Genomic DNA, 19,366 nt, shown 5'->3' with positions numbered 1-19,366 from the left:
ATATTTGCCCGCCTTTGTCATGCTGGCCGCGCACCCGGAAACGGCGTAGGGCTATCAAGCCAACCTGAAGACGATCCAGAGCAGCCGCTGGGGCACGACTTGTACCCTAGCGGTCATCGAGCCGCACGGGGTTCGGTTCTGCTTCCGATGCGTGAATTTTCTTGCGCGCTCCAGCATCGAACGTCACCCCATCAACATGAAAGTGACGATCCGGCAACTTCAGGTTTTTGACGCCGTTGCAGCCACCGGCAACGTGACTGCTGCCGCGAACCGTTTGAATATGAGCCAGAGCGCGGCGAGCAGCGCATTGACCGACTTGCAGATCATCCTGGGACGGCAGCTTTTCGCCCATGCCAAAGGCCGCCCGCTGCAGATCACCGATGAAGGCAAGCGGCTGCGTTCCACCGTTCGTTCGGTTCTCGGCCAGATTGCCGACATCGAGGGCGATCGCGACGATGCGCCGCTGAACGGGCAACTCGTGCTGGGCGCGACACCGATGGTGGCCGAAACGATCCTGCCACAACTGTGCGTCGGCTTCATGCGCAGCCACCCGGAAGTGCAGATCCGCGTCGAATCCCAATCGACCATGGACCTTTTCGAGCGGCTCAGCCGGTTCGAACTGGAGACGGCGGTGATCGAGAACTTCCCCGACGTCCCCGGTGTCGAGCTTACGCCTTGGCGGACGGACGAGATGGTACTCATCGTCGCGCCCGATCACCGGCTGGCGGGGCAGCAGGGCCTGACGATCCGCGATCTGGCGGGAGAGCGATGGTGCCTGCGCGAAGCGGCCTCGTCGGAGTCGGCGCGCCTGCGCTACATGATGCACGAACAGATCGGACAGTTGCGCGTGGCTTTCGAATCGACCAGCAACTGGGGCATCCGCGATGCCGTCGTCGCCGGGGGCGGCATCGGTTGCCTGTCGCATGAAGTGGTGCGAACCGATCTGGAGCAGGGGCGCCTAGTCCGGCTGACCGTGTCCGGCTTCGCCTATACCCGGGCGCTGAGCCTCGCCCGGCCCCGCGACATCTCGCGCGGGAGGCTGGTCGCCGCGTTCGATCGCTATCTGATCGAGCACGCCTAACCCATCGGTAAAATCGATGGGGGTATTCCGGATTTCGCGGCTATTCCGGTGACCTGTCCTGACTTACCCCTGATTGCGAACAAAGCGACAGGCCGCGCGGAACTCGCGGGGGGCACAGGGATAGGCGCATCTGTCGGGAGTTTCCCGGCGGACACGGTCTGGCCTTGCGTCACCGAAGAGTCTTCGGAAAAAAGGATAACCGGCGCGGCCGCTTTCGGGAGAGGGCGGGATGACTTTCGTATTCAGCGCCGACGGACATTTCGTCGAGCCATCGGACCTGTTCAGCGAAGGGCTGCCGCCCTCGCTGCGCACTTTCGGTCTCCATGCGGTAAAGCAGGATGACTTCATCCTGTCGATGGCGGGCGACAAGGTTCTGCAGAAAACGCCCATAGAGCGCGGGCCGCCCCGTCTGGGGCCTGACGGGGAGCCGTTCGGCCGCCCGGACCGTCGCGGCAACCGGGAAGTCGAGTTTCGTCTACAGGACATGGCGCTCGACGGCGTCGATGCCGAGATCGTGTTCCCCAGTCTCGGCCTCACCGCCTACATGATCGAGAACGCAGAGGCGGAATTGGCCACCGCGCAAGTCTACAACGACTGGCTGCACGGTCTGCTGAAGGACCATACGCGCACGTTCGTTCGCTGCGGCATCCTGCCGGTGCGCGACTTTCGCAACACCATCGCCGAGATGGAGCGCCTTGCCGTGCTAGGCTTCACGTCCGCCATGCTGCCCAGCCTCATCGAGCGCGATTCCGGCATTCCGCAATATACCAGCGAAGCATGGGATCCGGTCTTCGATGCCGCGCAGCGCCTTGGCATCGTCTTCGCGCTGCACACCGGGACCGGCCGCAACGACGTGCGCAGTTTTCGCGGCGCGGGCGGCGCGGTGATGAACTACATGATCCAGGCGACCGACGGCATGGTCACCATCGGCGCCATGGTCGCGGGCGGGCTGCTCGATCGCTTCCCCGGCGCCAAGGTCTGCGTGATCGAGGGCGGCGCCAGCTGGCTGGCGGCTCTGGCCGAACGGATGGACGAAGTCTACGAGGCGCACCAGTCCTTCGTGCGGCCCAAGCTGTCGCTGACCCCGCGCGAGATCATCGCCCGGCAGGTCGCCTGCTCGTTCCAGACGGATCGTGCCGGCATCATGTCGCGTTCTGTCACCGGGACGGCGGCCTTGCTGTGGGGCGCGGACTATCCGCACCACGAGGGCACGTTCCCTCGATCCCGCCAGGTCATCGCGGAGTTGTTCGAGGGCATCGACATCTCCGAGGCGGACAAGGCGGCCATCGTCGGCGGCAATGCGGCGCGGCTGTTCCGCCTCGACCGGCCGGAGTTCGCAGCCGGATGATCGCGGACACACAAGCAAAGGTAGCGTGGCGGCCGGTGACCCGGGAAGACGCGGAGGCGCTGGAGGCGGCCCGATCGCGCACGATGTGGCAGGTGCTGAGCGATGCCGCCGCGCTCGATCCGGGGCATGACGCGCTCGTCGCGGCCGACGATGCGGGCATGGTCACGCGCCTGACATACGCGCAGTTGCTGGAGCGAGTGCGCAACATGTCGGCGGGCCTCGCCAGCATCGGCGTCACGCGCGGCGACCGGATCGTGCTGTGGGTGACCAACCGGCTGGAATGGATCGTCTCGTTCTTCGCGGCGGCCCGGATCGGGGCCGCCGTGGTGCCGATCAACACGTTCCTGAAGGCCCCGGAGATCGCCTATTGCATCCGGCAGTCGGGTGCGCGCCACCTGATCATGCTCGATCGCTTCCGCAAGCTCGACATGCCTGCGATCCTCGGGGAAATCTGTCCCGAGTTCGCCGAGGCGAAGGTGCCAGGCGCATTGTGCTCGCGCGCGATGCCGGACTTGCGCAACGTAATCCTGTGCGCCCGCGAGGGCACGACCCACCGCGCCGCTTTCGACTGGTCGGCGCTCGAAGCTCTCGGCCGCGAAGGCCATGGCGACTGGCTGGCCGTTGCCGACCGGATGGCCGAGGCGGTGACGCCGCAGGACGTCTTCGTGGTCAAGTATACCTCGGGCAGCACCGGCTTTCCCAAGGGCGTGATGCTGCAGCAGGGCGGTTTCGCGGCGAATGGTATCCTCCATGCCGGTCGCACGGGCATGCGGCGGGACGACGTCTACTTCTCGATGATGCCGCTGTTCCATGCGGGAGGCAGCATCTACGGGCTGATGAGCATGTTGCCGCAGGGCGGCACGCTGGTTTTCACCGAGGCGTTCAGCGTCGATCTGGCCGTGCGGCTTATCGTCGAGGAGCAGGCGACGATCTTCGTCAGCGTGCTCGGCAAGGAAGCGGTGATGGAAGCGCAGGCGCGCGGGATCACGTTCTCCAGTCTGCGCATGGCGCCGCTCCACAACGACGCGGCGCGCGCGGTGATGCCCAACGTCACCTTCGCGTTCTCTCCCTATGGCCTGACGGAGACTTACGGCCCTTGCGCGATCACCGGCCCCGGGGACGACCCCGCGAGGATGCTGTCGACCGGCGGAAGGCCGCTGCCGGGCAACGAGATAAGGGTGGTCGATCCCGAAACCGGGCGCGATCTCGGCCCCGGCCAGACCGGCGAGGCGTGGATCCGCGGCAACACCATGATCGGCTACTGGAACAGACCCGAGGAGACGGCGCGGGCGATCGATGCCGAGGGCTGGGTGCACAGCGAAGACCTCGTGAGCATCGATGAGGACGGCTACGTCACGTATCGCGGCCGCATCAAGCTGATGGCCAAGGTCGGCGGCGAGAACGTCAGCCTCGAGGAGGTCGAGCGCTGCCTTGTCGGCCACGAGGACGTGACGCACTGCGCCGCCGTAAGTGTTGCGGATCCGCGCAAGGTCGAAGTGCTGCGGGTCTACGTCGTGCGGCGTCCGGCAAGCGCGGTCAGCCCCGAGGATTTGCACGCCTGGCTGAAGCCGCGCCTCGCGCATTTCAAGCTGCCTCGCGACATCGTCTTCGTCGATGACCTGCCGAGGCTGGGCAGCGGCAAGCTCGACAGGATCGCGCTGGCTGCATGGGCGACGGCGGCGGTCGCGATCTGAACACGAAAAATCAAAAAACGACGAGGGAGGATTGGATGAAGAACTTGAGGGCAATGACCATCGCGGGAGCAAGTCTGCTGGCCCTGGGTGCGACGTCGCAGGCGGAGGAAGCCGCCGCGCAGGAAGGCGCGCCGCAGCAGGCAGCTGATATAAACGCGGACATCATCGTCACGGCCCGCCGCCGCGAAGAGTCGCTGCAGGACGTGCCGCTGACCGTGCAGGCGGTGACCGGGCAGGAGATCCAGAAACTCAACTTGCGTGAATTCCGTGAGATCCAGGCCCTCGTACCCGGGCTGTCGCTGGGGCAGGAGCCCAATGGCGTCGCCACCCGCGCCACGCTGCGCGGCGTTGCCTTTGACGTGAACGCCAGCGGCAACAACGGCACCATCGAATTCTACATGAACGATGCGCCGATCACGGCGGCGATCCTGTTCCAGTCGATGTTCGACGTCGGCCAGATAGAGGTGCTGCGCGGCCCGCAGGGGACGTTGCGCGGCCGCGCCTCGCCATCGGGATCGATCACCGTGACCACGCACAAGCCCGAATTGTCCGAAGTCGGTGCGACGATGACCGCCACGGTGAACACATGGGGCGACGTCAACGGGCAGGCGGCGCTCAACATCCCGCTGGTGAGGGACCGTCTGGCGATCCGCCTCGCGGGCGTCATGGACGAGACCGACGACAACCGCATTCACAGCATCAACGACGATGCGAAGCCGAGCCGCCGCACGCAGGGAGGGCGCCTGTCCGTCCGCGCGGAGCCGATCGACGGGCTGACGCTTGACGGCAGCTACACTCAGACCATCCGCAAGGCCGTCTCTTTCCTGCTGGCGGAATCGCTCGACTACATCGACCCGGCCGCACCTGCGGCGCCGGTTGCGCTGACGCCGGACGATCGCACCTCGGTCATGTATACGCCCTACACTTATCGTCAGAGCTTTACAGTCTGGAACTGGGCTGCCCACTGGCAGATCTTCGGGCAGTCGCTGAACTATCTTGGCTCGCACAACAAGCAGAAGTACCGATCGCTGCAGCCCAACGACCTCGGCGCCGCGCTGCCTGCGACGGCACCGGAGGATTTTCTCGGCGCCGGTCAGAATTCCAGCACCAATGCGAAGCAGACCAACCATGAACTGCGGCTGTCGTCGGACCAGCGCGTTCTCGGCATCTTCGACTACGTCGTCGGCGCCTTGTGGAACAAGCTCTACAATCCGACGAACCTCGAGGTTCAGACGCCTGTTTTCGCCGGGAGCACGGCGCGACCCGTCTTGCTCAATCGCACTCCGGTCGAGCGCGTCGGCAGTTCGTTCGAGCGATCCTTCTTCGGCAACGTGACTGCGCATCTGGGCGAGGCCACCGAGGTTTCAGGGGGCATCCGGCGCATCCGCTATCATTCCGAAGGAAGCCTCGTGACCCGGGGCGTGCCGGTTCCCGCGGCTGACGAAGACCGTACCCTGCACGCGACGATCTATTCGGCATCGATCAAGCACAACTTCACGCGCGACCTGATGGCCTATGCCAGCTTCGGAACTTCGTGGCGGCCGGGCTCCGGGTCCAATCCCGTGCAATTGCGGGATCAGTCGCAACCTTATGGGCTGCTCGCCAGCCTGTATTATCCGGATCCGGAGAAGTCCAAGTCCTACGAACTGGGCGTGAAGTCGCAGTGGCTGGGCGGTCGGCTGCGGATCAATGCAACGGTGTTCCACCAGACCTTCGACAACTTCGCCTATGCGGCGCCGAGCATCTTCTACATCGCCGATGTCGGCGGTTCCGTCGGCGTACGCCAGATCACCGCGCTGACAGTCGGCGTTCCGGCCAAGGTCAACGGCGCCGAACTGGAAGTGTCGGGCACGCCGATTCACGGCTGGGACATCGGCGCGACGATGAGCTACGCCAAGGGCACGATCGACAACGCGACGATCCCCTGCAATCCCTATGCGGGCGTTCCTACGGCGGCGCAGATCCTAGATGCCTCGGGCGGTGAGCAGGTCTCGGTCTGTCAGGTCGACGGGCTGCGAGCCGGGCCGAACGCGCCTTTCACGGCCACCGTGCAGTCCGAATACACCGCGCCGATCGGTTCCGGTATCGACGGTTATCTGCGTGGCCTTGCCAGTTTCTACGGCAAGTCGCGCAACGACCCGGTGAACCCGATCGACGACATTTCGGCCTATGCGCTCGTCAATCTCTATGCCGGTGTCCGCGCGGACGATGGTGCATGGGACGTAGGCTTCTACGCCAAGAACCTGTTCGATACCGACAAGGTGCTTTCGCGAGGGGCCACGGCTCCGGTGAGCGGGGCCTCTGTCGTAGGAGGTGTCACTCCGGCAAGCCGCTACCGCATCATCTCCCTGACTCCGCAGCGCGAGATCGGTCTGACCGCCCGCTTCGCCATCGGCAGCCGCTGATGGAGGCGGTGCCCGCAAGCTACTTCGGCGAGATCCGGCGCAACGCCCGGTCGCTGGCGGCCGCCGCCCTGGGGTCGGGCGGCGGGCTCATGCTGATGAGTTATACCACGACGATCTTCGGGCCGTATCTGGTCCGCACGTTCGGCTGGTCGCGGTCGCAGTTCGCGCTGATCGGGCTGGCGATGTTTTCGACGCTGATCGCGTTGCCGTTCATCGGCCGCCTGACCGACCGCTTCGGCGTGCGCCGCACCGCGCTGGTGGGCGTGCTGGGCATCCCTGCCTGCCTGAGCGCCTACAGCTTCATGAGCGGCAGCTTCCCGGTCTACTTCGCGATATCCTGCATGATCCTGGCGCTGGGCAGCTTCACCAGCCCGGTGGTCTACACCCGCCTGATCGCGGCCGATTTCGACAAGGCGCGCGGCCTTGCGCTGACGTTCGTGACGATCGCGCCCGCCCTGCTCGGGGCGATCGCGGCGCCGCTGCTGACGGCGGTGATCGACGCCTGGGGGTGGCGGGTCGGCTATCGCGCGCTGGCGGTGTTCGTGCTGGTCTGCGGACTGACGGCGCTGGCGCTGGTGCCGCCTCACGACCGCGAGGGTGCTGCAGGGCCGCGTGTCCAGGCCGCCACGGTGCGGGCTGACTACGGGGCGATCCTGCGCAGTGGGCCGTTCTGGATGATCTTCGTCGCGATGCTTCTGTGCACCCTGCAGACGCCGCTGCACAGTTCGCAGATGGCGCTGATGCTGCACGACAATCACCTCGGCAGCGGAGCGGTTGCGGGGATGATCTCGATCTACGGCATTGGCACCGTGATCGGGAGGATCGGTTGCGGACTGGCGCTCGACCGGTTCTCGGCTCCGGTTGTCGCGGCGATCTCGATGCTGCCGCCTGCGCTGGGATATGCTTTGTTGGCCAGTTCGCTGGACACCACCGTCGTGATCGGAGCGGCGATGTTCATGGTGGGCTTCGCGGTCGGCGCCGAAGGCGATCTGCAGTCGTTCCTCGTCGCGCGCTACTTCCCGCTGCGGATATTCAGCACGACGCTAAGCCTCGTTTACTGCGGGGTGTTCGCCGCCTCGGCGCTCGGGGCCTTGCTGCTGAGCGTGCTGCTGCGCACCAGTGACAGCTTCGCGCCGTTCCTGATGGTCGTGGCCTGCGCGATCGCATTGGGCAGCCTCGTGTTCCTGATGCTGCCGCGCGGGCGGGCAGCGCCCGGCAGTGGTGCCGGGAACGATGCCTCATCCCGCACCCTGCCTGCTCTGGAGATGCAGTGACATGGGCAGGAAAGCGCAATCCGCGATCGTCGGCAGCGGGGCGACGCCGTATTATTTTCGCGGCGAGAGCGCGCCGCAGACGGTGCTTGAACTGATCGACAAGGCGGTGCTGGCCGCCGTTGCCGATGCCGGGCTGCATATCGACGATGTCGACGGTCTCGCCTTCTTCGCCTTCGGTTTCGACACCGGCATGATCATCGAGCAACTTGGTCTGAAGAACGTGACCTTCGCGCACTGCGTCTCTGCGTTCGGCGGCGGGATGGCGGGGATGCTCGACCTTGCCGACATGGCCGTCTCGACGGGGCGCGCGCGCAACGTGGTGTGCATCGGGGCGACGCAGCAGGTCGGGCGGCGGGTCGGTCAGGCGCTCGGCAACTTTGCGGCGAGCCCGGACAACATCTTCCATCGCATCGCCGGACTTAGCGGCCCCGGTCAGGCGCTTGCGCTGTCGGCAAGGCGGCACATGCACGAGTTCGGCACCCGGCGCGAGGCTTTCGCCGAGGTCGTCATGGCCTCCCGCGCGGCGGCTGCGACCCGCGAGACCGCGTTCCGCCGTAAGCCGCTCTCGATGGACGAGTACATGGCAGCGCCGATGCTGGCCGATCCGATGTGCAAGTTCGACTTCTGCCTCGAGACCGATGGCGCGCTGGCCTTCGTGGTTGCCGGCGCCGAGCGGGCGCGCGACCTGCCGCAGCCTCCGGTCTATATCGCCGGGGCCGCGCAGCATGGCAATCGCGACTGGGGCAGGGCCTTCTTCTGGCTGGGACAGACGCCGGAGGCTTTCGTCTCGGCGGGCGGGGTAAAGGTCGCCGAGCGGCTCTACCAGCTTACCGGCATGACGCCTGCGGATATCGACGTGGCCTGCCTCTACGACCATTTCTCGCCGCTGGTGATCATGCAGCTTGAGGATTTCGGGTTCTGCGCCAGAGGCGAGGGTGGGCCGTTCGTCGAAAGTGGCGCGATCCGGCTCGACGGGACGATCCCGGTGAACCCGCATGGCGGCCATCTTTCGGAAGCTTACGTCGTAGGCATGACGCATATCCGCGAGGCGGTGGAGCAGTTGCGCGGCACGGCGGTGAACCAGATCGCGGGTGCGCGCACGGCACTCGTCACTGGCGGCCCCGCGCCGACGCCGATGACCGCGGCGATCCTGAGGAGCGAACCATGAGGGGCAGCATCATGCCCGATTTCGCAGGCCTGGAGATCGCTCGTGACGTCTGGTCCGAGCCGTTCTGGCAGTGGGGCGAGCAGGGCGAAGTGCGGATGCCCGCATGCCTGTGCTGCGGCGCCTTCCGCTGGCCTGCCGGGCCTTTCTGTCCGGGTTGCCGCACGCAGGAGGTCGAATGGAGGCCGGCCGGGCAGGCTCGTATCCATACTTTCACGATTCTGCCGATCTCCGGGGAGGCGATGAAGGTGCGGATGCCGACGCTTGTGGAGTTCGACGAGGCGCCCGGCGTTCGGCTCGTTTCCGTCCTCGTCGATGCCGATCCGGACGCGGTGGCAATCGGCATGCCGGTCGTGGTCGACTGGCTCGCCGCGAGCAACGGCAAAGTGCCGGTCTTTCGCATGGAGGCGACTGGTGGCCGAGCCTGACGACCCTGCGGTCTTCGCGTATTTCCACGACGTCCGCGTCGATCGGGACAACATTGCACATTATCGCGGGCTGATGCGCAGCCGGTTGCTGGTCAATCGCTGCAACGAGTGCGGCCACTGGATCTACCCTCACCGCCCCCTCTGTCCGGAATGCCTCAGCTTCTCGGTGGAGCCTGCGGAGGTGAGCGGGCTCGGCAGGCTCTACATGTGGGCGCTGATCCACCAGTCGCGTGATCCGGACAAGCCGCTAACCGCGCCGTTGCTGGCGGCGGCGATCGAACTCGTAGAGCAACCCGGCCTGCGCTATCTTTCGCGCGTGGTCGGGTGCCCGCCCGAACGGCTGCGGCATGACATGCCGGTGCAACTCACCTGGATCGAGGAGGAGGGGCGTCGCTGGCCTGCCTTCACGCCGCTGGAGGTGGGCTGACGCGATGGCGCGCAATCCGCTCAGGGACAAAGTGGCGATCGTCGGTATCGGCTCGACCCGGTACGGCCGCGACCTCGGACGCAGCGAACTGGCGCTGGGGCTGGAGGCGGCCGTCGCCGCCATCCGCGACGCTGGAATAAGCCCCGGTGAAATCGACGGCATTTGCGGCACCGGCATGACTCCGCTGGCGATGGGCGGCGCGGGCTTCCTCAGCCTGCAGGGCGCGTTGGGGATCGAACGCTGCACATGGGGCAAGAACGGCTGGCTCGGATCGGCGCTGGTCTTCACGGTGGAGGCCGTGTTTTCCGGCCTTTGCGACATGGCGCTGCTGGTCCAGGCGAACGTGCGCGGCGCCAGCATGTCCCGCTCCGCCGCGCGCGACCCGTACCGGGCAAGGGCGGCGCGGTACGCCGACGTCGGCGGCGACGTCGGGCTCGGGGACTTCGCTAAGCGCTGGATCCATTCGGGCGAGCCCTATGCGGCGATCATGCGTCGGTACATGCACGATTTCGGCGTGGGCAAGGATGCTTTCGCGATGATGGCGGTGAACTGCCGCACGCAGGGGACGGCCAACCCCGACGCGATATTGCGCCATCCGCTATCGCTGGCCGACTACGAGGCGAGCCGCACGATCTGGGATCCGATGCAGATATCGGACATGGACGTGCCGTGCGACTGCGCCGAGGCGCTGGTCATAACCACCGCCGAGCGTGCGCGCGACTTGCGCCGCAAGCCGGTCCATGTCCACGCCATGTCGCTGGGCGGCACCCGGATCGGCGAATACTATGAGAACTTCGCGGGCTGGCGCGACAATTCCTTTCAGGTTGCCCATCACGGCCTGTGGGAGCGCAGCGAACTCTCGCTTGCCGATATCGACCTGTTCTACCCCTACGATGGGTACACGATGGACGCGGTCGCGATCACCGAGGCGGCGGGATATTGCGGCATCGGCGAGGCGACTGACCTCTTCCGGTCCTCGTGGGATGCCTCGCGTAACCTGCTGATGCTGGACGGGCGCGTGCCTGTCATGACCGGCGGCGGCGGACTTTCTCATGGCCGGGCGGGCGGCGCCAATCTCTACGCAGAGGCCGCGCGGCAACTGCGCGGCGATCTGGGCGAAAGGCAGGTGCCGGGGGCAAGCGCCGCGCTGATCTCCATCGGCAGCTTTTTCCATGATCCCTCGGCCGTCGTCCTGCGCGCCTGATTATGGGACGGCCGATGGAGTGCAGACGAATTGCAGGTGTGGTTGGACGTCCGGCACGACGGGTTTGTTGGACCGTCCTCAGGGAATTGGCCTAATCCGGGCTTATAGATCGGGAGCGGTGTTTCGACATGAAGACCAACAACGGACACATGAAGCTGGGTGCCTTCTGCGGGGGCAGCTACCATCAGGCGGGATGGCGTCATCCGGATGCCGACAATGCGTTCGGCCATGACTTTTCCCGCTGGGTCGAACTTGCGCGCAAGCTGGAGGCGGCGAAGTTCGACATGATGTTTATCGCTGACACCGCCTCGCCCAGCGACGCGGAAAACCCGGATGTTTTCCGGTATATAAGCGGCGGGGACAATTTCGAGCCGATGACCCTGCTGGCGGCCCTCTCCGCGCACACCACCCATCTGGGTCTCGCGGCGACGATCGCCACGTCCTATCGTCCGCCTTACGATGCGGCGCGCGAAGTGCTCTCGCTCGACCGGATCAGCGGCGGCCGCGTGGGCTGGAACATCGTCACCGGCATTTCTCCCGACGATGCCGCGCAGTATGCCGACCAGACATTCGTGCCGCAGGAGCAGCGCTACGCCCGGGGCGAGGAATTCGTCGATGTCGTGCTCAAGCTATGGGACAGCGTGGAGCCGGGCGCCTATCCGCGCGACAAGGAGGGCGGTGCCTACAAGGACCTCGACCGCATCCACCTCATCAATCATGTCGGTCGGCATTATAGGGTGAGGGGGCCGCTCAAGGGCGTCGCCTCGGCGCAGGGCCGACCGCTGCTTATCCAGGCGGGCCAGTCCGAGGAAGGGCGGGCTATGGCATCGCGCGTGGCCGAAGCCATCTTCACCGCGCAGTCCACGTTCGAGCAGGCCAAGTCGTTTCGCGACGATGTCCGCCGCCGGGCCGCTGCCTGGGGGCGCAACCCGGACCACGTCAAGGTGATGCCCGGCGCGCTCGTGGTGGTCGGCGAAACGCGCGAGCAGGCGCAGGAAAAGTGGGCCGAACTCGACACCCGCATCGATCTGCGCGCGGCGCAGGCAAGGCTCCAGCTGGCCCTCAAAGCCTACGATCTGAGCGGCCACGATCTCGATGCGCCGTTCCCCGATGTTCCGCCGGAATCGGTCATCAGCCGGGGAAGGCATCACGTCGAGGCCGCAAAGCGCGAGGGACTGACCCTGCGGGAGGTGCTGATCCGCTCATCCGCCTCGAACGCGCATTTCGCCGTGATCGGCACGGTCAAGGATGTCACCGACGAACTGCAGCACTGGTTCGAGGGGGGCGCGTGCGACGGCTTCAACATTATGCCCGCGGTCAATCCGGTGTCGTTCGAGGAATTCATCACAAGCATCGTTCCCGAACTTCAGCGGCGCAAGCTGTTTCGCACGGAGTACGAAGGGCGCACCCTGCGCGAAAACCTGCAGGTGCCCGCCGATCCGCTGCCGTTGATCGACGTTCCCGCGCCCGAAACGGCAATGCTGGCGCACTGACCGACCAAACCCGTTCCATTCATTTCAAACAGCATTCCTGGGGAGGAATCGGCTCGCCGACTTATGCACGGCGAGCCGCCTTTCCGGACGAAAGCGGAGAGTTCATGCCGAACCGCAGAAATTCGCGCCTGTCAGGACGCGCCCTTGCCGTCTTGATCGCGTTCGCGTCTTTGGTCGCACCCGGTCACGCCACTTCCGCGTCTCGGGAGGCGTGCGAACCCTCGGGCAATCTGAAGCCATATTGTGGTGTGCCGTTCCCGGAAGATCTGGAGCCCATCCCCGGGACACACAGCGTGATCGCCAGCGACATGCATCTGAAGAGCGGACCCAACGGTATCGAGCCGCAGCCGGGCGTATTGAAGTTGGTCGATCTTGATAGCGGCGCGGTCGTGCCACTCTATCCTGCGCCATCTACGTCTCGACGGCGGGTCGGTTGGGGCGATCCGGCCTGCACGCGGGAGATCGGGGAGGAGTTGCTGCCGCACGGCATCCACCTGTCCCGGCGGAGAGACGGCGCATGGCAGCTTCTCGTGGTCAATCACGGTGGCCGGGAATCGGTAGAGTTCTTCGAACTCCTGCCGAAGGGCAAGCGATGGTCCGCACACTGGCGCGGCTGCGTAGTTGCTCCTGCTTCCAGTCATCTCAATGACGTTGCGGCCCTGCCCGGTGGAGGGTTTCTTGTTTCGACGATGCATATGGGCGACAGGGCGGCGACGCGCGAGGCGGCTGCTCGCGCTGCTCGCGGTGAAAACACCGGCTTCCTGTGGCGCTGGACCCCAGGCAGTCCCATCGCGCGCCAGCCGGGGAGCGATAGCCCGATGCCCAACGGCGTGCAGGTCGATGCGACCGGCCGTTACGCCTACATCAACACGGCAAGCCGCGGCGGAGATGTGCGCAAGCTCGATCTCGCGAGCGGGCAGGTGGTCGCTACTGTGGCGGTGCCGAACCCCGACAACGCATCGTGGACAACAAGCGGGCGACTGCTGGTGGCGGGTGTCGCCGCGGGTCCCAAGCCGATGGCATGTTTCGCCCACCCTGAACAGCCGTGCCCGGTGCCCTCGGAGGTCTATGAGATAGACCTGACGACGATGACGGCACGTCGCATCTTCGCGCATGCCGGCGCTCCGCTCAACGCTGCTACCGTCGCAGTGCAGGTTGGTGACGATCTCCTTATCGGAAGCTGCTTCGGGGACAGTTTCGTTGTGGCGCAGGGCTCAGCGCCATCGGGGGAAGCTATGTCGGCTTCCAGGCGCATTTCCATATGAGAAGCCGGGAAACCGACACCCGAGGACGCTTCGATCAGGCTTGAGATTTACACGGGATCCGACGCTTCGGGGTTTTCAGGACGTCGGCCTATATAGAGATCGCGCATGACGATGCGATTTTTGTCGCATCAGGCTGAGGGCAGATAGATATCTTGATGAAGGCGACCAGCGTGGGCTTTGATCACGCCGGTCGCCCGTTACCGTCAGAACATGGTCCGCAGGCCGAACACCAGGTTGCGTCCGCGCAGCGGCGATGCATCCTTGATGAAGGAGGCGTGGTTGAACGCGAGCGCGTTGGTCAGGTTCGTCCCGCGCAAGTACAGTTCCGCCGACTGCCTGCCGAGGTCCAGCTTGTACGAGATCGTGGCATTGACCATGTCGTAGCCCGGCGTGCGCGTCTCGTAGGAGGCGAGGCGGTCCTGCTCGAAAACGCGGAAGTATTCGGCGTTCACCGTGAAGCCCGCCAGCGCCACGTCGCCGCGCGCGCCGAGACGCCCGGCCGGGATGCGCGGCAGGTTGCCGCCCGCGTCCTTGAACTTCGCCCGCACGTAATCGCCGAAGACCGCAATGCCCAATGCGGGCGAGAATTGGTGGTGGATCTCGCCGTCGATGCCGGTGAACGTGGCGTCCTGGGCCGTGTAGCTGATCAGGCGGAAGTCCTCGAACCGGTCCAGCGTCTCGGCGTAGATATAGCCGTCGAAGTCCTGATGATAGGCGCCCAGCGTGAAGTGCGTGTTGCCCAGCGACTTGCGCAGCGTCACGTCGACGGAATGCGAGGTTTCCTTGCCCAGCGTCGCGTCGCCCAGTTCGTAGGTGTTGGTCGCAAGATGCACGCCGCGCGCGAACAGTTCCTGCGCCGTGGGCGCGCGCTGCGAACGAGCGAGCGAGATGGCGACTGAATAGCCGCTACCGGCTTCCAAGATCGCCGCGCCGGAAACCGAGAAGGGGTTGTGCTCTGTGTTGCGATTGAGCGTCGTCTCGATCTTCTGCCATTCCTGCCGGACCGCGGCCTCGAAGCGGACCGGGCCTGCCTGCAGCGTTTCGAACAGGAACAGGCCGGTGTTCGTCGTCCTGCTCTCGGGCAGGTAGGCTTCGGTGCCGATGGCACTGAAGTCGCTGCGGGCATGCTGCACGCCGAAAGTGCCGCGCAGCCCGGCCAACGGCTTGTGCGTCAGTTCCAGGCGGACATCGTGCGCCTTGTTGCGGAAGGTCGTCGCCACTTCGTCATGTTCCAGTTCCTCGTGGCGGTACTTCGTCACTCCGGCGCGGAAGCGGACGCGCTCGAAGCCGGGAAGCGGTTCCTCGTAATCGCTGCGAATGTCGATCCGCTGGCTGCGCAGGCGCACGTAGGGAACCTCGTCGTGCTCTTCCTCGCCGTGCTCATGCTCGTGCTCGTGCTCGTGATCATGGTCGTCGTGCCCGCCGCAATGCAGGCTGGAGCCGTGGGGGTGGCAGTCCTCGTAGTCGTGGCTGTGACCGGGCAGGCCATATTCGCTGTTCTGCCGGGTATAGGCGACACCCACGTATCCACGTTCGCCGATCCAGGCGCCGCCGACCGACCATGTCGAGGTATCGTTGTACGAGCCGTCGACGTGGCGGTCGCCGAAGCGCGAAGGGACGCGGTAGTCGTCGCTGGAGCGGGCCACGCCCTCGACCCGCACGGCGAAGTTGCCGATGGCGCCGGTCAGGCCGCCCACCAGCGACTGCTCGTTGTCGGCCGTACCGAGACGCCCTTCGGCGACGCCTTCGACGCCATTGACCGGCAGGGAGGTGGGGATCTTGCTGTCGAGCACGTTGACCGCGCCGCCGATAGCGCCGCCGCCGTAAAGCAGCGTCGCCGGTCCGCGAAGAACCTCGACCCCGCGCATCAACAGTGGCTCGGTAACGACCGCATGGTCGGGAGAAACCTGCGAGGCGTCCTGGATCTGCGAGGCGTCGGACAATACCTGCACGCGCGGCGCGGTCTGGCCGCGAATGACCGGGCGGCTGGCACCGCCGCCGAAGTTGTCGAAATTGACGCCGGGCTGTCCGGCCAGCGTCTCACCCAGCGTCGCCTGGCGACGGTGGACGAGATCATCCCCGCTCAGGGTCAGGACCGGCGTGACCGTCTCGTCCGCGCGCTGCTGGAGCGCGGTCGCCGTGACCACGATGTCGTCGGCGCGATGGGCGCTCTTCGATTGCGCGTGTGCCACCGGCGCAGCGATGCAGGCGCCGGCGACCGAGGCCAGAAATATTCCATGTTTCATGCCGAATTGTCCCCTCTAGGCTTGAGGGGCGGCTGCTAGACCATAATGAGATGATATAACATTAGATTTATATTTCAAAAAGTTTCCGGGTCCGGTCGGGGCAGATCGAGGACCAGCAGCAGCCGGGATATGTCTGTTCCGGCGATAGGCGGCGAACGATGGAGGATCGCGGGCTCCTCGGCCCAGATGCGGCCCTTGAACAGACCGACGTTTCCAGCGGCCAGCTGGTTTATGGATGCGTCCTGTTCGACTGCCGCCGTGATCCACTGCGTGCCGGGTTCGGTCAGCGGCACCAGCATCCGCGCCTTGACGTTGTCCATGTGGAACTTGCGGCAGGCATCGGTCTCGACGATTTCGAGCCGCATGCGGACCGCGTCACCCTGCATGACGCGCGCGAACATGCGGGCGAGGGCCGTGACCTCCGACCCGAGCGCTTCGCCGCGCCGATCGTCGGGGTAGCCGGCATCCTTCAGCGCTGCGGGAATGGAGGAAGCGAGGTCGGCCACCCCGAACGTCTCCTGCACGTCGTCGATCTCGTCGAAATCGAGTGCGTCGAGCCAGTCGAGCGTCGATGGACGGTCGCGCTGCCACAACGCGAGGTGGACGGCATCGTCGTGGATGCGATCCAGCACTTCGGGAATGTCGGCCGCGATCCATGACGTCTGCGCGCGCGCCTTGGCGCGGCAGGGTAGGGTGCTTGTGTCGGCGTCGGGCAAAGGAAAGGCGTTCATGGTCTGGACGTGCGTGACCTTACGTATCCTGGAGCAGGGTGGCGGTCGTTCGCCATGCTCGCGCGGTTTGGCGGGGGCGGCGTGGACGCCGCCCCCCGGATTACGCCGGTCAGAAGCTTACTCGCGCGCTGACCCTGATGTCGCGCCCGGCAAGCATCGAGTAGTCCTTGAGGAACGAGGATGCGCGGCGTGCGACGACGTCGAAGATGTTGTTCGCCGACAGGGCGAAGCTGAGCGGACGCTCGTTGCCCCAGGGACGGATGTTCACTTCGGCGTTGACCATGGTGTAGCCCGGCGTGCTCGTCTCGAATTCGGACGTGCGGTCCTGCCTGGTGACGCGCTCCACTTCGCCGCGGATATCGAACCTGGGTGCCTGGTAGCTCAGGCCGCCCAGTACGCGCAGCGGCGGGATGCGCGGCGCGGGGCCGACGCCGCTGATCTGCGCGTGGACGTAGTCGCCCAGCGCATCGGCTACAACCTTGCCGTCTCCGAACCGGGCGAGCGTGAGCGATCCCTGTGCCTCGAAGCCGTAGTAGCGCGCATCGGCCTGGCGGAACTGGTAGACGGGCAGGCCGTCTTCCTCCGCGCCGGTCAGGTCCTCGTAGATGAAGTTCGAGAACCAGGTGTGATAGGCGGAGGCCTCGAACGTGTAGTTCTCGCCGCTGCCGCGCAGGATCGCCTCGATGCTGTTGGCCTTCTCCAGCTTGAAGTCGGGGTTGCCGACTTCGTAGGCCTGGGTGCCCGCGTGCGGGCCGTTGGCGAAGATTTCCTCCGCTGCCGGTGCACGCGCGGTGTGGGAGAGGTTGACGCCGATGCGCCAGTTGTCGCTGAGCCCGTAGGATGCGCCTAGCGAGCCGGAGAACGCATCGTAGGTGCGGCTGCCGTCGAAGAACTGTTCCTGATCGCTCAGGGGGCTTGCCGACAGATAGGTATGCTCGTAGCGGCCGCCAGCCTCGAACTTGAGCGCGCCGTAGTCAAGCTGCTGGAGCGTGAAGAGGCCGACCTGGGTAGTGGTGTTCTTGGGCAGGAAGGCTTCGTCGCCGATGACGTTGAAGTCGCGGTTGTAGAACTGCACGCCGGTAACCCCGTGCCAGGCGCCGTGCCTCGCCTGCGTGAATTCGAGGCGCCCTTCCATGCCCTTGTTGTAGAACGCGGTGCCGACCGAACCGTCTTCCTCCAGCTCTGCGTGGGTGTAGTCCGCATAGCCGAGGCGCAGCGATACCTTGTCGAGCACATTGCCGTCGCCGTCGAGTTCGGCGCGCATGTCGATGCGGTCCTGCTTCATGCTCAGACGGGGGGCTTCCTGCTCGTCTCCCGGCTGGGTGGCGAAGCGGATCGGCACGCCGTAGAGGCTGTCGTAGTGGCCGTACGACACGCCGATGTTGCCGCCGCTGCCGATGTAGGCAAGGCCTGCTCCGGCGGTCCAGGTCTTCGCCGCTGAATTCGGCAGTTTGCCCTTCACGGCGGCGTTGGCGGCATAGTCGATCGCCTCCTCGCCATCCGCAGGGTCTTCAGCAGGCAGCAGGCTCGTCGCAAGGGCCTGCTCGCGCAGCGCCGGGGTAAGGGCATGGCCGCCGATGCGCACGTTGTCGCTCTTCAGGTAGCTGCCGTCGGCATGGGCGACCCAGCCGCCGTCGGGGCCGTTGCTCAAGGGCACGTCGATCGAGGCCGATCCCGAACGCTCGTTGGCGGCCGAACCATACGTGCCCATGGCGTCGATATGGACCGCCTCGTCGGGGACAGCGATGGGGATGCGCTTGTCGATGACGTTCACGACGCCGCCGATCGCCGAGGAGCCGTAGAGCAGCGACTGCGGTCCGCGCAGCACCTCGATGCGCTCGGCCAGCAGCGGATTGACGACGACGGCGTGGTCGACCGAGGTGTTCGAGACGTCGATCGATCCAAGGCCGTTGGTCAGTACCCGCACGCGCTCGCCCTGGAGGCCGCGCAGTACCGGACGCGACGCGCTCGGGCCGAACGAGGTGGCCGAGACGCCGGGTTCATGCGCCAGCGTTTCGCCGATCGAGGGGCGCATCGCCTGCGCCAGATCCTTCCCCTGCACGACCGCGACGCTCGACAGCATGTCCTGCCGCCTGGTCGGCAGGACACCGGTCACGACAATTTCGGAACCTGATGCCTGATGAAAGCTGTCGCTGGCCTGGGCTTGGGTCTGTGTCGGGGCTGGGGTCGATGTCGATTGCGCCTGGGCGATTGTGGGGGAGGCAATAACTGCCAAGGCGCAGCCGGAGAGAAGCTGGAGTTTCATTCGTTCGATCCCAGAGAGGAAATGATGTAACGTATCGCCATCCGTCGGCAGCGACCCGAGGGCAGTGACGGAGCGCACATATTTGATTCGATGAGATGTTACAACATTATTTCCTGACTATGTCTCGATCGTATTTTCGGGCTTTAGTTTCCAGTGGTCCCAGACCTTGCCTTCGGGGCTGCTGTCATCCGTGAGGCTGGCGACCGGACGCTTGCCGGAATGGGCGTGGCGGCACGCGTCATCGATTGGACCTGGATATGTCATCAAACCGCATTTTCAACTTTCTAAGCGCCCCGGAATGGGGTTCGGGAATGCATCGAAGTACGCGCCGACGTCGGC

Annotated in this window: 14 protein-coding genes; 11 read left to right on the top strand and 3 right to left on the bottom strand. The window is 65.5% G+C overall.

Annotated elements, in window-relative coordinates; genetic code table 11:
• Window positions 1–151 precede the first annotated feature (151 nt).
• From ACODRZ_RS08150 to ACODRZ_RS08100, 11 genes are all read left to right on the top strand, one after another.
• A complete protein-coding gene (locus tag ACODRZ_RS08150; RefSeq protein WP_488969362.1) occupies window positions 152–1,081 on the top strand; it encodes a LysR family transcriptional regulator in 930 nt (309 codons plus the stop codon).
• 229 nt (window positions 1,082–1,310) lie between these two features.
• On the top strand, window positions 1,311–2,429 hold the full coding sequence (locus ACODRZ_RS08145; RefSeq protein WP_488969361.1) for an amidohydrolase family protein: 1,119 nt from the start codon (window positions 1,311–1,313) through the stop codon (window positions 2,427–2,429).
• Between the two features lie 35 nt (window positions 2,430–2,464).
• Window positions 2,465–4,123 (top strand): class I adenylate-forming enzyme family protein, encoded by a 1,659-nt coding sequence (locus ACODRZ_RS08140; protein ID WP_488969360.1) that lies wholly within the window; start codon window positions 2,465–2,467, stop codon window positions 4,121–4,123.
• A gap of 35 nt (window positions 4,124–4,158) precedes the next feature.
• Complete coding sequence (locus ACODRZ_RS08135) at window positions 4,159–6,528, top strand: TonB-dependent receptor (protein WP_488969359.1); 2,370 nt, start codon at window positions 4,159–4,161, stop codon at window positions 6,526–6,528.
• Window positions 6,528–7,802, top strand: a complete 1,275-nt coding sequence (locus ACODRZ_RS08130) for an MFS transporter (RefSeq protein WP_488969358.1) — start codon at window positions 6,528–6,530, stop codon at window positions 7,800–7,802. Before ACODRZ_RS08135 ends, ACODRZ_RS08130 begins: the two co-directional genes overlap by 1 nt.
• A 1-nt stretch (window position 7,803) precedes the next feature.
• Entirely contained in the window at window positions 7,804–8,970 is a 1,167-nt protein-coding gene (locus ACODRZ_RS08125; protein WP_488969357.1) for a thiolase C-terminal domain-containing protein, read from the top strand.
• A complete protein-coding gene (locus ACODRZ_RS08120) occupies window positions 8,967–9,395 on the top strand; it encodes a Zn-ribbon domain-containing OB-fold protein (protein ID WP_488969356.1) in 429 nt (142 codons plus the stop codon). The genes ACODRZ_RS08125 and ACODRZ_RS08120 overlap by 4 nt, the downstream gene beginning before the upstream one ends.
• Window positions 9,382–9,822: a Zn-ribbon domain-containing OB-fold protein gene (locus ACODRZ_RS08115; protein WP_488969355.1), complete on the top strand. Its 441-nt coding sequence runs from the start codon at window positions 9,382–9,384 to the stop codon at window positions 9,820–9,822. The genes ACODRZ_RS08120 and ACODRZ_RS08115 overlap by 14 nt, the downstream gene beginning before the upstream one ends.
• Window positions 9,823–9,826: 4 nt before the next feature.
• Entirely contained in the window at window positions 9,827–11,026 is a 1,200-nt protein-coding gene (locus tag ACODRZ_RS08110; RefSeq protein ID WP_488969354.1) for a thiolase family protein, read from the top strand.
• Between the two features lie 128 nt (window positions 11,027–11,154).
• The gene (locus ACODRZ_RS08105; RefSeq protein ID WP_488969353.1) at window positions 11,155–12,519 is read left to right on the top strand and encodes an LLM class flavin-dependent oxidoreductase; all 1,365 of its coding nucleotides are present in this window, start codon (window positions 11,155–11,157) and stop codon (window positions 12,517–12,519) included.
• 293 nt (window positions 12,520–12,812) lie between these two features.
• Window positions 12,813–13,784 carry an SMP-30/gluconolactonase/LRE family protein gene (locus ACODRZ_RS08100; RefSeq protein ID WP_488969352.1) on the top strand — a complete coding sequence of 324 codons (972 nt, stop codon included), beginning with the start codon at window positions 12,813–12,815 and terminating at the stop codon, window positions 13,782–13,784.
• A 203-nt stretch (window positions 13,785–13,987) separates the two neighbouring features.
• On the opposite strand, the gene ACODRZ_RS08095 is transcribed toward ACODRZ_RS08100, so the two are convergent.
• From ACODRZ_RS08095 to ACODRZ_RS08085, 3 genes are all read right to left on the bottom strand, one after another.
• Complete coding sequence (locus ACODRZ_RS08095; protein WP_488969351.1) at window positions 13,988–16,030, bottom strand: TonB-dependent receptor domain-containing protein; 2,043 nt, start codon at window positions 16,028–16,030, stop codon at window positions 13,988–13,990.
• A 74-nt stretch (window positions 16,031–16,104) separates the two neighbouring features.
• Window positions 16,105–16,761: a DUF1826 domain-containing protein gene (locus tag ACODRZ_RS08090; RefSeq protein WP_488969350.1), complete on the bottom strand. Its 657-nt coding sequence runs from the start codon at window positions 16,759–16,761 to the stop codon at window positions 16,105–16,107.
• A 109-nt stretch (window positions 16,762–16,870) separates the two neighbouring features.
• Window positions 16,871–19,027 (bottom strand): TonB-dependent receptor, encoded by a 2,157-nt coding sequence (locus ACODRZ_RS08085; RefSeq protein ID WP_488969349.1) that lies wholly within the window; start codon window positions 19,025–19,027, stop codon window positions 16,871–16,873.
• Window positions 19,028–19,366: the final 339 nt, after the last annotated feature.

The organism is Novosphingobium sp. FG90, from assembly GCF_057808725.1.
Note: the sequence above shows the minus strand (reverse complement) of the source record. Positions and strands in the feature narration are given on the sequence as shown.

Bases quoted from the DNA above. Each gene is read 5' to 3' on its own strand.
- ACODRZ_RS08145 (WP_488969361.1), top strand. From the start codon at position 1,311: ATGACTTTCGTATTCAGCGCCGACGGACATTTCGTCGAGCCATCGGAC.
- ACODRZ_RS08135 (WP_488969359.1), top strand. From the start codon at position 4,159: ATGAAGAACTTGAGGGCAATGACCATCGCGGGAGCAAGTCTGCTGGCC.
- ACODRZ_RS08130 (WP_488969358.1), top strand. From the start codon at position 6,528: ATGGAGGCGGTGCCCGCAAGCTACTTCGGCGAGATCCGGCGCAACGCC.
- ACODRZ_RS08125 (WP_488969357.1), top strand. From the start codon at position 7,804: ATGGGCAGGAAAGCGCAATCCGCGATCGTCGGCAGCGGGGCGACGCCG.
- ACODRZ_RS08120 (WP_488969356.1), top strand. From the start codon at position 8,967: ATGAGGGGCAGCATCATGCCCGATTTCGCAGGCCTGGAGATCGCTCGT.
- ACODRZ_RS08110 (WP_488969354.1), top strand. From the start codon at position 9,827: ATGGCGCGCAATCCGCTCAGGGACAAAGTGGCGATCGTCGGTATCGGC.
- ACODRZ_RS08105 (WP_488969353.1), top strand. From the start codon at position 11,155: ATGAAGACCAACAACGGACACATGAAGCTGGGTGCCTTCTGCGGGGGC.
- ACODRZ_RS08095 (WP_488969351.1), bottom strand. From the start codon at position 16,030: ATGAAACATGGAATATTTCTGGCCTCGGTCGCCGGCGCCTGCATCGCT.
- ACODRZ_RS08090 (WP_488969350.1), bottom strand. From the start codon at position 16,761: ATGAACGCCTTTCCTTTGCCCGACGCCGACACAAGCACCCTACCCTGC.
- ACODRZ_RS08085 (WP_488969349.1), bottom strand. From the start codon at position 19,027: ATGAAACTCCAGCTTCTCTCCGGCTGCGCCTTGGCAGTTATTGCCTCC.